This is a genomic window from Streptomyces arenae, from assembly GCF_022343545.1.
Classification (GTDB): Bacteria; Actinomycetota; Actinomycetes; order Streptomycetales; family Streptomycetaceae; genus Streptomyces; species Streptomyces humi.
The window spans coordinates 168,882-180,529 of sequence record NZ_JAKQYH010000042.1 but is presented as its reverse complement, the minus strand read 5'-3'; the positions used below and the strand labels follow the sequence as shown (position 1 = coordinate 180,529).

The 11,648-nt window shown below is 70.4% G+C and carries 9 protein-coding genes; 4 read left to right on the top strand and 5 right to left on the bottom strand.

The window, feature by feature from the left end; all coding sequences use genetic code 11:
• Positions 1–52: 52 nt before the first annotated feature.
• Positions 53–1,387 carry an MGDG synthase family glycosyltransferase gene (locus MB828_RS18000; protein WP_343236179.1) on the top strand — a complete coding sequence of 445 codons (1,335 nt, stop codon included), beginning with the start codon at positions 53–55 and terminating at the stop codon, positions 1,385–1,387.
• Positions 1,384–2,157: a polysaccharide deacetylase family protein gene (locus tag MB828_RS17995; protein WP_301649105.1), complete on the top strand. Its 774-nt coding sequence runs from the start codon at positions 1,384–1,386 to the stop codon at positions 2,155–2,157. Before MB828_RS18000 ends, MB828_RS17995 begins: the two co-directional genes overlap by 4 nt.
• 9 nt (positions 2,158–2,166) lie before the next feature.
• On the opposite strand, the gene MB828_RS17990 is transcribed toward MB828_RS17995, so the two are convergent.
• Together MB828_RS17990 and MB828_RS17985 are read right to left on the bottom strand one after the other, a co-directional pair.
• Complete coding sequence (locus MB828_RS17990) at positions 2,167–4,626, bottom strand: transglycosylase domain-containing protein (protein ID WP_301649104.1); 2,460 nt, start codon at positions 4,624–4,626, stop codon at positions 2,167–2,169.
• Between the two features lie 309 nt (positions 4,627–4,935).
• On the bottom strand, positions 4,936–5,373 hold the full coding sequence (locus MB828_RS17985; protein WP_301649134.1) for a winged helix-turn-helix transcriptional regulator: 438 nt from the start codon (positions 5,371–5,373) through the stop codon (positions 4,936–4,938).
• A gap of 141 nt (positions 5,374–5,514) precedes the next feature.
• Here MB828_RS17985 and MB828_RS17980 point away from each other — a divergent pair, with 141 nt between their 5' ends.
• Positions 5,515–6,387, top strand: coding sequence for an aldo/keto reductase family oxidoreductase (locus tag MB828_RS17980; protein ID WP_301649103.1), 873 nt, complete (start codon positions 5,515–5,517; stop codon positions 6,385–6,387).
• 335 nt (positions 6,388–6,722) lie between these two features.
• A complete protein-coding gene (locus MB828_RS17975; RefSeq protein ID WP_301649102.1) occupies positions 6,723–7,187 on the top strand; it encodes a hypothetical protein in 465 nt (154 codons plus the stop codon).
• A gap of 206 nt (positions 7,188–7,393) precedes the next feature.
• Here MB828_RS17975 and MB828_RS17970 read toward each other — a convergent pair whose 3' ends face one another.
• The 3 genes from MB828_RS17970 to MB828_RS17960 all read right to left on the bottom strand — a co-directional run bounded on the left by MB828_RS17970 (position 7,394) and on the right by MB828_RS17960 (position 11,371).
• Positions 7,394–8,434 (bottom strand): LacI family DNA-binding transcriptional regulator, encoded by a 1,041-nt coding sequence (locus MB828_RS17970; RefSeq protein WP_301649101.1) that lies wholly within the window; start codon positions 8,432–8,434, stop codon positions 7,394–7,396.
• 82 nt (positions 8,435–8,516) lie between these two features.
• Positions 8,517–10,265 carry a discoidin domain-containing protein gene (locus MB828_RS17965; RefSeq protein ID WP_301649100.1) on the bottom strand — a complete coding sequence of 583 codons (1,749 nt, stop codon included), beginning with the start codon at positions 10,263–10,265 and terminating at the stop codon, positions 8,517–8,519.
• 11 nt (positions 10,266–10,276) lie between these two features.
• Positions 10,277–11,371: a DUF1996 domain-containing protein gene (locus MB828_RS17960; RefSeq protein WP_301649099.1), complete on the bottom strand. Its 1,095-nt coding sequence runs from the start codon at positions 11,369–11,371 to the stop codon at positions 10,277–10,279.
• Positions 11,372–11,648 lie beyond the last annotated feature (277 nt).

Sequence of the window (11,648 nt, the reverse complement as noted above, 5' to 3'; positions counted from 1 at the left end):
GGGCCGGGGCATGCCCGGCGTGCCCCGTGACCCATTCAGGAGGCGATCCACCGTGGTCCACCGTGACGACCTGGTGCCGGAGCCGGCGCCCTCGCCGTCCGCCGTACCCCCGCAGGGCGATGCCGGGCGGATCGCGATCATCTCGGCCGGTGTCGGCGCGGGACACGACGGTGCGGCCGCGGGGCTGGCCGAGCGGCTGACCGAGCACGGATACCGGGTGGACCGGCACGACTTCCTCGACCTGCTGCCCACCGGTACGGGACGACTGCTGTGCGGTACCTACCACCGCATGCTGACCTGGATGCCGGACGGCTACCAGCGCCTGTACGTGGCCACCGACCGGGCCGCACGACCCGGCGCGCTGTGGCGGGCCCTGTTCCGCGCGGCCGAGCGGCGCACCCTGCGGGCGCTCGCGCCGGACACCCGCGCGGTCGTCTCGACCTACCCCGGCGCCAGCCAGGTCCTCGGCGCACTGCGCCGGCGTGGCAGGCTGAAGGTGCCGGCCCTCACCTACCTCACCGACTTCTCCGTCCACGCCCTCTGGATCGCCCCCGGCATCGACGCCCACCTGGCCGTGCACCCGGTGCCGGCGGCCCAGGCCCACGTGCAGGGCGCGGCCGCCGCCACCGTCGTCGGCCCGGTCACCGACGCGCGCTTCACCGCCGCCACCGCCGGGCAGCGGACCGCCGCCCGCGAGCGGTTCGCCCTGCCCGCGGACGCACCCCTTGCCCTGCTGGTCGCCGGGTCGTGGGGCGTCGGACCGGTGCGACGGGCCGCCGCCGAGATACAGGCGACGGGGGTCGCGGTGCCCGTGGTGGTGTGCGGACGCAACCAGACCCTCGCGGAGGAGTTGCGCGGGGACGGCATCGCGCACGCTTTCGGCTGGGTGGACGACATGCCGGGGCTGATGCACGCCTGCGACGTCCTGGTGCAGAACGCGGGCGGACTGACCTCGCTGGAGGCGTTCGCCGCCGGGCTGCCGGTGGCCAGTTACCGCTGCATCCCCGGTCACGGCCGGACCAACGCGGACGCCCTGGACGAGGCGGGCCTGGCGGCCTGGATCCGCGACCCGGCGGACCTCGGCCCGGTGCTGGCCGAGCTTCTGCACGGACCGCGCGGCCGGGCCCAGCGTGCGGTGGGACTCGAACTGCACCGACTGGCTACCGGACCGGTGACCGCCATCGCCGCCAGAACCGGGCAGCACCCCGCGCCGGACGCACAGCCCGTGGCGAGGCGCTTCGCCGGCCGACGGCGGCTCGCCCTGACGGCCGTCACCGCGGCGGCCACGGCCTGTCTGGGCGTCGCGGCCCCGCTGGCCCACGCCTACAACGAGACGCCCGCCCGCTTCACGGCCGTCGCCCATTACCTGGACGGAGACGGACGATGATCCCGGCCCGTCTCGTCCGTGCCACGGCGCTCGCCTCCGCCGTGGCGGTGCCCGCGCTCGCGGCACTGCACGCGGCACCCGTCGTCTCCACGTTCGGGCCGCTGCGCAACACGGCCATGCCCCGGCTGGCCGGCCGCGGCCGGCCGGATCACGTCGCGCTCACCTTCGACGACGGCCCCGACCACCTGTCCACCCCGCGCTTCCTCGCCTTCCTCGACGCACGCGGGCTGCGGGCCACCTTCTTCCTGCTCGGCTCCATGCTGGCCCGCTCACCGGGACTCGCCGCGGAGATGGCCGCCGCCGGCCACGAGATCGCCGTCCACGGCTGGCACCACCGCCCGCTGCTGCTGCGCGGCCCCCGGGCCGCCCACGACGACCTCGCCCGCGCCCGCGACGCGGTGGCCGACGTCACCGGCAGGCCGCCCGTGCTCTTCCGGCCGCCGTACGGGGTGATGAGCACCGCCGCGCACGTGGCCTGCCGGCGCCTCGGCCTGGCCCCGGTGCTGTGGACGTGCTGGGGCGAGGACTGGCGCAGGCGGGCCACGCCGCGGTCCGTCGAGCACACCGTCCTGAAGGATCTGCGCGGTGGCGGCACCATCCTGCTGCACGACTCAGACTGCACCTCCGCCACCGGCTCCTGGCGCACCACCCTCGCCGCGCTCCCCCGCATCCTCGACACCTGTCAGGAACGCGGCTGGCAGGTCGGCCCGCTGAACGAACACGGCGTTCCCGGCCTGCCCACCGGCGGGGCGGGCCGCGGCCTCGGCTGACACGACGCCTCAGGGCCGCCCGCGGACACCTGTCGGCGCCGGTGTACTGCTCGTCGGCGTGGGCGTCGGCGAGGTGTTGCCGCCGGTCGTGCCGCCGAGGAGGCCGCCGCCGTTACCGCCGGTGGTTCCGGCGGTGTCGGTCGGACTCGGGCTGACGCAGTGCTTCCCGTGCCCGCGGCAGGGTGCAGTGGTGGGGGTCGTCGGGGTGTCCGGTGCGGTCGGGGTGGCCGGGGGTGTGCTCGGGGCCGCGGTGGCGGAGGGGGTGGGCGAGGGCGCGCCGTACTCGTCCGTGGACTGGCCGAGCGCGGGTGCGGGCGGGAACTGCTGGACGGGTTGTCCCCGGAGGGCGGCGGTCATGTAGCCGGTCCACACCTCGGTGGGCATGTCGGCGCCGAAGACCTTGGCGTAGCCGCCGACGCCCTGCATGGACTGGAGGCCGGCGTTCTTCGGATTCTCCTTGAACATGCTCACGGCCGTGGTCAGTTGAGGGGTGTAGCCGATGAACCAGGCGGACTTGTAGTCGTCCGTCGTACCGGTCTTGCCGGCCACCGGGCGGCCCAGGGCCTGGGCGTTGGTGCCGGTGCCGTTCCTGACGACGTCTCGCAGGACGTCGGTGACGGTGTCGGCGGTCGAGGCGGGCATGGCCGTGGTGCCCTTGGGCTTGTCGAAGCCGGTCAGCGGCCGGCCGTCGGCGACGACCTTGGTCACCGAGTACGGCTCGTGCTGGACGCCGCCGTCGTCGAAGGTGGCGTACACGTCGGCCATCCGGATCGCCGACGGTGTGGACGTCCCGATGTAGAAGCCCGGGGTGTCGTACTGGAGGCTCGTGCGCAGGAGCCCCGCCTTCAGGGCCTCGCCCTCCACGTTGTCGTAGCCGACGTACTCGCCGAGCTGGACGTAGGGGGTGTTGACCGACTGCTCCATCGCCTTGCGCAGGGTGATGTAACCCCACTTCGTGGTCACGTCGTTGCGCTGGTGCAGGAGCCCCGTGGGGTCGTTCGCGTCCGGGAGCTCCTGGCCCTGCTGGTTCTTGATGGTGATGCCGTCGTCGCCGTCGAACTTCGAGGCCGGGGTGATCGGTGAGGCCGGCTGCCCGGGGGCCAGGACGGCGCCGTGGTCGAGAGCGGCGGCCAGGTCGACGGGTTTGAAGGTGGAGCCGACCGGCACGCCGGTCGCGTCCGCGTTGTCCGTCCAGTGCCCCTTGTTCCAGCCGGGCCCGCCGTACAGCGCGACGACCGCGCCGGTGGACGGATCGATCGACGCCGCGCCGACCTGGACGTCCTTGTCGGCCGTGCGGTGCCGCGGATCGAGGTGCTTCCGCTCCATCGCCGAGACGGACGCCGACAGGGCGCCGACCTTCTTCCTGTCGAAGGTGGTGTAGATCTGGTAGCCGCCGTGGCCCAGTTGCTGGTCCGTGAGGGACGTGTGGGCCTCGACGTACTTCTCCGCGGCCTGCACCAGGTATCCGGTCTGCCCGGCCATGCCCGCCGACGGCGCGTACGGCTTCGGCGTGGGGAACCCCGCCGCCAGGTACCGCTGTTCCTGGGCGCCGGTGATCTTGTGGATCTTGGCCATCCGGTCCAGCACGTACGTCCAGCGCGCCTTGGCCTGGGCCTTGGCCTGCGGGTCGGTGTCGGCGTGCATCAGCAGGCTCGGCTCGTTGACCGTGGCCGCGATGAAGGCTCCCTGGCTGACGTTCAGCTGGGAGGCGTGCACGTGGTAGTAGGTACGGGCCGCGGCCTCGATGCCGTAGGCGTCCCGGCCGTAGTAGCAGGTGTTGAGGTAGCCCTGGAGTATTTGCTGCTTGGACAGCTGGTCACCGATCTTCAGGGAGATCATGATCTCCCTGAGCTTGCGGGTGACCGACTGGTCCTGGCTGAGGTAGGTGTTCTTCACGAACTGCTGGGTGATGGTGGACCCCGACTGCACCTCACCGCCCGTGGCCATGTGGTAGACGGCGCGGAGCATGCCCTGTGTGTCGACGCCCGGATCGGAGTAGAAGGTGGCGTTCTCCGCGGCGAGGAAGTCCCACTGCACCAGTTTCGGCACCTGGGCGAGGTCGACGTTCTGCCGGTTGGTCGCCCCCTGGGTGGTCATCACCGAGCCGTCCGACCAGTAGTAGGTGTTGCTCTGCGCCTGGGTGCTGGGGTTCGCACTCGGAATGGTCGTCGTGGCGTAGGCGTAGCCGAACAGGCCCAGCAGGCCGGCGACGCACAGCAGGAAGGTGCCCGACACCAGCTTCCACGAGGGCAGCCACCGGCGCGGGCCGCGTCTGCCCGACCGCGGGTAGTCGATCAGACGGCGCCGGCCGGGACGTCCGGCGTCCGTACCTCGCGTAGGCTCCGCGCGGCGGGCGCGTCCGTTCCGGGACTGCGCAGCCCTGCGCGCCGCGGCCCGGCCGCCGTGGTGCATGCCGTCGGAGCCGGACGGTGTGGTCCGTCCCGACGGTCGGCGCCGGTGTTCGCTCATTCTTGCCACTCCTCAGTCAGCACCCCGCCCCCAACATCTCCTACATGTTGTAAGACTAAGGCGTGCCCGCACTGCGCATGTGGCCACCCCCTGGTCAGAGGCGGCAGCGGGACGCCTCCGGAAGCCGCGCCCCCGGCCTCGGTGCCTGCCCCCAGACCTTCGGCCCACACCCACCACCGGTTTCGGTTCGCGAACAACACGGAGAGTGCGAGCACGGTGACGAACGGAACGACGCCGCCCAGGAGCGGGGGACGTGAACCGGGGAACGTGATCGCCGTGCTGAGCTGTTGGACGGCTGGATATGAGTCGTCAGGAGGTGCGCGAGTCGTAGGTCTCGCGGTTTGCGAGGACCTCGGCCATGTGCGTCTGCGCCCAGTTTCTGAGTCCGCGCGTCATGTGGTGGAGCGAGAGGCCGAGGTCGGTCAGTTCGTAGGAGACGGTGACAGGGACGGTTGGCGTCACGGTACGGGTGAGCAAGCCATCGTGCTCCAGCGACCGTAGCGTCTGGGTCAGCATCTTCTGGCTGACCCCGGCCAGAAGACGAGAGATCTCGGAGTAACGCATCGCCTTCGGAGCGTCTGCGGGTGCCGCGCCGGACTGACCAGAGCCATTGTCGCCGCCCAGCGCACACAGGATCAGGACGACCCACTTGTCCGAGATTCGGTCGAGCAACTGCCGGCTCGGGCACTCTGCCAGGAACGCGTTGTACTCCACCTTGGCCTGAGCCCTCTTCTGGGCCGCCTTCATCGTCGTCACCGAGCGCACCTCTCTCCAATGGGCGGGTTACGCACTCCAGAGTGCCTACTTCCCGACAGGAAGTTTCTCTCCAATGCTGATGCAGGGAGGCAGCAGGCGCCACCCCCCAAGTGCACGGCGAAAGGCAACACGATGAGCACACCCTCCCCCTCTCTTCCCGGCGGCACCTGGACTCTGGGCGACCTGAACGTCACCCGGTTCGGCTACGGCGCCATGCAACTGGCCGGTCCGTGGGTCATGGGGCCGCCCGACGACCGCGAGGGTGCCCTGGCCGTTCTGCGTGAAGCGGTTGACCTCGGCATCACTCACATCGACACCAGCGACGCCTACGGACCGCGCGTCACCAACGAGTTGATCCGCGAGGCACTGCACCCCTATCCCGAGTCGCTGCACCTCGTGACCAAGGTGGGCGCGACCCGTGACGAACAGGGGGGCTGGCCCACGGCCCGGCGACCCGAAGATCTGCGCCGCCAGGTTCACGACAACCTCAAGTCCCTCCGGCTCGACGCACTCGACCTGGTGAACCTCCGACTGGGCAACGCCGAAGGTCCCCAGCCCGGCTCGCTCGCCGAGGCGTTCGAGACGCTCGTGGAACTCCGGCAGCAGGGTCTGATCCGCCACCTCGGTGTCAGCAATGCCACCGAGGAGCAGGTCACCGAGGCACAGAGCATCGCGCCGATCGTGTGTGTGCAGAACATGTACAACCTCGCCCACCGCCACGACGACAAGCTCATCGACCGGCTCGCCGCCGACGGCGTCGCCTACGTGCCCTTCTTCCCCCTCGGGGGCTTCACCCCGCTTCAGTCCTCGGCGCTCTCGGCGGTCGCCGCACGACTGCAGGCGACACCGATGTCCGTCGCACTGGCCTGGCTGCTACAGCGATCACCGAACATCCTGCTCATCCCCGGCACCTCATCGACGGCACACCTGCGCGAGAACATCGCCGGCGCGGGACTCCGCCTCTCTCATGAGGACTTGACCGAGCTGGACGACATCGGCCGGTGAAGCCCCAGAGCCGACGGCTCACCGGCCATGCCCGAACCCCACCGTTCTGGCGATCGGGCCGGCTTGCCCGGCGGTAGCGCGGGCGCGGGCGGTGCGGGTGAAGTGTGCGGCGGGCGAGCAGGCCGCGGCGGGCGGCGATCGAGGTGGCGACGTACCCGGCGGCACCACGTCCATCTGGCGGAAACGACATCCGCGTGGGTCTTTCAGCATGGGCGGCACTGCGGCTCCATTGCTGAACAGCTCTTGCGGCCGATGGCCATCGTTCGGCCACGTCAGCAGTCGGTCCAGGTCTGCTCGGGTCGGGCGGCCGGCTCCAGCCGTTTAGAGTGATCCGCATGGACATGCGGAGGATCGTCGCGGTGCTGGTCGAGGAAGCTGAGCAGCAGATCCAGGGCGAGGTGTGGAGACTGACGCTGAGCGAGCGCGCACTCGCCCGCGAGGTCGAGACCGGCCTGCGCGATGCTGTGGGCCCGCCGGATGTCCAGGAGGTACTGCCTCGCCTCCAGCGGCTCGAACACCTGCGGGAGACGCTCGCCGTACTCGCCATCGCCCTCGCGCGCACTCACGGTCGCCTGGCCTGGTTCCTCTCCGGCGCTCTCAACGCGCTCGAACCAGTTCTCCGCTGGCGTGCCCTGCCGGCTGAAGGGGGCGCCACCTTCGGCACTGTCCTCCCGAGTCCCGAGGAGTACACGGAGGCGGAGGATGCCGTCCGCCGACTCCAGGATGTTCTTGCGCAGATCGGTACGGACGTCATCGACCTCGGCAGCGTTCGCCCGGATCAGCAGGCAAACGGCGCCTGAGCGCGAGGTGACCGCGAGCGGCCGGGTGCCGTTGCCGAGCCGGCTCGCGCCGTACGACGGTGGGCTAAGGGGATGAGGTCGGTGAACCCGGGGTGAACGCCGCCGGCCCCGGTGCCCAGGCCGCTCGGAAGGGACTGGAGAAGACCAGGTCGCGGCCTTCCGGCCGCCCACGGCGCGTGCGGCTGGGACAGCCGTGCCGAAGCCGTCTAGGCCGACTCGCGTACCACGAGGTCCGGTTCGAAGACGATCGACGTCGGTTCGATGCGGACGCCGTGGATGTGTTCGTGCAGCAGGCGGGCCATCTCCGCCGCCATGTCCTCGACCGGCTGGCGGATCGTGGTCAGCCGGGGCCGACAGGACATCGCGATGCTGGAGTCGTCGAAGCCGACGACCGCGACGTCCTCGGGCACCCGCATGCCGCGTTCACGCGCGATCTGGCAAGCACCCTGCGCCATGAGGTCGTTGGCGGCGAAGACACCGTCCGTGTCGGGATGGCGGGACAGGAGTTCCGACATGGCCGCGAGACCGCTGTCCAGGGTGAAGCCGCCTTCGGCGACCGGGACGTGGGGGTGGCCGTGGCGGGCGAGCGTGTCACGGAACCCCGCGAGCCGCTCCTGGCTCGCCAACACGTCCAACGGGCCACAGACCGTGGCGGGACGGCGGCAGCCCCGTGCGAGCAGGTGCTCCGCGGCGAGGCGTCCGCCGTCCCAGTGCGCCAGGTCCACATGACTGAGCGGAACGGGCCGAGGGGGACGGGCGAAGAGCACCGCGGGCAGCCCGGCGTCGGCGAGGAGAGCGGGCAGTGGGTCGTCCGCGTGGGTGGACACCACGAGGGCGCCGTCGGCGCGGCCCTGGCGGAGGTAGGTCAGCACCTCCTCCCGCTCCTGGGCGGACTCGGCGAACATCAGCACCGGGTGCATCGAGCGGGGCCGCAGGAAGCCGATGATCCCGCTGACGACCCGTCCGAAGAAGGGGTCCGCGAACACCCGTGTGGCGAGAGCGTTCTGATCGGAATCCGTGGTGTTCCCGGCCCCGGAGACCACCAGGGCGACGGTCTCGGCTCGCCGGGTCACCAGGGAGCGGGCGGCCCGGTTGGGAGCATATCCCGTGCGCTCGATGGCCTGGCGGACCGCTTCCTGGATCTCGAGATCCACGTTGCGGATACCGTTGACGACCCGGGACACGGTCGCCCGGGAGACACCGGCTTCCCTGGCGACGTCCTCCAGCGTCGGGGCCCGTCTGCTCATGGAGGCAGCCTAACGGACTTGCGGATCCCGGCGATAGAGCGCTCTCCCGGAGCGGATCTGCGCTCCGGGAGAGGTCCGACCATCAGGCGTAGACGCCGAACTCGTAGAGCGAGTAGCCCCAACCGGTGCCTCGGACGGTGCCGTTGACACGGACGTAGCGGCCGGTCCCGGTGACGTCGAAGTCGTCGATCCCGCCGTTGCCGTCGGACACCGTGCGCACGGTCCCCCAGTTCTGGCCGTCGTCGGAGGTCTGGATGCTGTAGTTCTTGGCGTACGAGGACTCCCACGACAACTGGACGTGCCTGAACGTGGTGCGGGTGCCGAGGTCGACCTGGAGCCACTGCGGATCGCTCCAGTCACTGGCCCAGCGCGTGACCTGGTTGCCGTCGACCGCGTTGGCGGCGGTACAGGGGCAGTCGCCGTAACTCGCCTGGTAGGACGAGGCGGTGGCGGGCTTTCCCCGTGCCACGTCGGTGCCGGACGGCACCGGCGGGACGACCCGGATCGAACGGGTCTCCACCCCGACGTTGCCCCGGCCGTCCGTCGCCTTGACGTAGATCTTCCACACGCCGGGACGGTCCGGCGCGGTGACCTTCAGACGCCCGCCGCCGAGATCGGTGGCCGGCAGCGAGACCAGGTTCTTGCTCTGGTCGATGTACATGCTGTTGTCGAGGACCTCGTAGGAGATCGTGTCGCCTTCGGGGTCCGTGGCCTTCACGGACAGCACGAGGTCTCGTCCGGCTTGCACCTGGCCCGCGCCGCCCTCCACGGTCAGGTCGGAGGTGACCGGTGGGGTGTTGTCGTGGCTGGTGTCGCCGCCGTAGGCACTCTTCACGGTGTAGTACGACAGGCGTTTCTGGCCCGCGGGCAGCAGGTTGAACCAGATACCGCCGAAGTCGTACTCCGTGCCGTAGTGGAACATCGTGGCGCCGAGCGCGACCCCCTTGTGCCCGGTGATGCAGTTCCAGGCGCGGGTGTATCCGTCGGCCTTGGCCCGGTCGGTGGGCTCCAGGGGGACGCCGTTGGCGTCGTCGGGGACCTCCCACTCACCGGCCGGCCCGGTCTCCGTGACGATGTATGGCTTGCTGTAACCCCCTTGCTGCCAGGCGGACTTGATGTCGCATACCGCGTTGTAGGAGTTCACGGCGTACAGGTCGAGGTCGGGTGCGTTCCTCTTGTAGTAGGGCCAGGCGCCGACCCAGGCGTCCGTGGACGTGACCGGGTGGTTGGGGTCGACCGCGTGGATCTTCTTGGTGATGTCGTTGACGAGGGTGGTGTAGGCGTCGCGCTGTCTTTCGAGTTCGTCCCCGCTGTAGCAGTTCTGCAGGCCGAGGACCGACTCGTTGCCGACGTCCCACATGAGCACGCCCGGGTTGTCCTTGTACGTCTGGACCCACTTGGGGAACTCGTCGAGCATCTGGTTCTTGTAGGCGGTGTCGGTCAGGTAGTTGACGCAGCCGCCGCTGCCGGGGCCACCACCCGGCTGGAGCCAGAACCCCGCGACGACCTTGATGCCGTGGGCGGCCGCGGAGTCGAACAGCGGCTTGCTGGTGGCGTCGGTGCCCCAGGTGCGGATGGTGTTGACGCCCATGGACCTGAGGTCCGGCATGTACTTCTCGGCGTCCGCGACGCTCGGGCCCCAGGTGAGGCCCTTGAGCTGGTACGGCTGCCCGTCCACGGTCAGCTGCCAGGCGCCCTGGCCGCCGGTGACCTTGACGACGCTGCCCGCGGCGTGGACCGGGGCGGCGGGCAGGACGGTGAGGAGGCCGGCCGCCAGGATGCCGGCGGCGAGGGGGGCCGCGGTGCGGCGGGTGCGGGGTCGTGGGGTCATGCGTACGCTCCTCAGGGCAGTCGGTAGTGCTCGTCGAGCGCGGCGCCCGCCTCCGGGTGCGTCTCGTCGAAGCCGCGCGCGTCGCACTGCAGCCCGCCGACGACACAGTGGTCGACCAGCGCCTTCAGGGTGGGGGCGTCCCAGGCGTTGAAGAAGTCGTAGTGGAAGCTGTGGCCTGTGCCGCTGGACAGACGCACCTGCGACATGTCGCCGTTGACGGGGAAGGCCATCTTGAACTCGATCATCGGCAGCGCCACCGGGTGGTCGGCCGGACACATGTTGTCATTCGTGCCGGGCTCGACCACGGGGTAGGCCATGTGGCTCTTGTGGTCGGGGGTGTCGAGGTACTTGCCGTCCCAGCAACTGGGCGCCTGGAAACGGATGTTGAGCTGCACGTCCGCACGGTTCGGACAGGTCGCGGGGAACTCGGTGTTGAAGTAGCTGTCCCCGCATTCCCAGCCCTCGACGAAGCCCGGGTGGTGCCGGAACTCGTCGGCGCTCTGCAGGGGGCTGCCGACGACGAAGCGTAGGCCCTTGGGGAAGGGCCGGACGCTGGTGTAGTCGGTGACGCCCGCCTTGTAGTAGATGACCTGCGGGCCGACGGGGAGGATCTGCCGGTCGCCGTTGTACAGCGTGGGCATCCAGTAGCCGGACAGGTCGCCGGGCGCCTTGCAGGTGGTGCCGCCGGCCGCCAGCGAGGCTGTCGTGCTGTTGGCGTCGGTCGTCGTGTTGCCCATGAAGGTGTGGTCGTGGGACTTGCCCGGCTGCTGCGGGTACACGATGGGGTCGTCCGGCCTGGTGCGGGTGACCGAGCAGTTGGCCTGGAACTCGTGGAAGTAGCGGTGCGGCGGGTTCTGGGTGGACGGGGTCACGCCGGTGACCGGCGGGTTGGCGGGGATGTAGCCGTCGCCGTCCGGGTCCTCCGGGGAACTGGCAGTCGACGTGACCATCGCGTGACCGGAGTGGGCGGCCGCGAACGACCGCGCGGCGGCGCTGTGCGGTGTTGGCGGCCCCGCGCTGACGGCGACGCCGCCGAGGCCGAGTGAGGTGAGCAGGAGCGCGCCGGTGATCAGCGTGGCTGACAGGCCTTTCGATCTCCGTGACATGGAGACCTCCTCCTGAACGGTGGGGGGCAGGCGTTTCTGCGGGGGTTACCGCTCGGCGTCCTCGCGACATGACGTAAGGAGCTGGACGGTTCAAGGAGCCAGGAGACATCTGGGAGAGCGCTCTCCCGCCCTGGAGTGTTGAGGGCATGTCATCAAGGTGTCAAGGGATCCGGCAGAAGCAGGCGGGGAAATGCTTCAACTTCCAAAGGCCTGGACGGCGTTGGGGATCACGAGGACGTGGTGAACGCCGTCACCCTGAGACGGCAGCGGCGGAAAT

Coding starts and splice junctions, on each gene's coding strand:
- MB828_RS17990 (WP_301649104.1), bottom strand. CDS start 4,626: ATGAGCGAACACCGGCGCCGACCGTCGGGACGGACCACACCGTCCGGC.
- MB828_RS17975 (WP_301649102.1), top strand. CDS start 6,723: ATGGACATGCGGAGGATCGTCGCGGTGCTGGTCGAGGAAGCTGAGCAG.
- MB828_RS17960 (WP_301649099.1), bottom strand. CDS start 11,371: ATGTCACGGAGATCGAAAGGCCTGTCAGCCACGCTGATCACCGGCGCG.
- MB828_RS17985 (WP_301649134.1), bottom strand. CDS start 5,373: ATGAAGGCGGCCCAGAAGAGGGCTCAGGCCAAGGTGGAGTACAACGCG.
- MB828_RS17965 (WP_301649100.1), bottom strand. CDS start 10,265: ATGACCCCACGACCCCGCACCCGCCGCACCGCGGCCCCCCTCGCCGCC.
- MB828_RS17970 (WP_301649101.1), bottom strand. CDS start 8,434: ATGAGCAGACGGGCCCCGACGCTGGAGGACGTCGCCAGGGAAGCCGGT.
- MB828_RS17980 (WP_301649103.1), top strand. CDS start 5,515: ATGAGCACACCCTCCCCCTCTCTTCCCGGCGGCACCTGGACTCTGGGC.
- MB828_RS17995 (WP_301649105.1), top strand. CDS start 1,384: ATGATCCCGGCCCGTCTCGTCCGTGCCACGGCGCTCGCCTCCGCCGTG.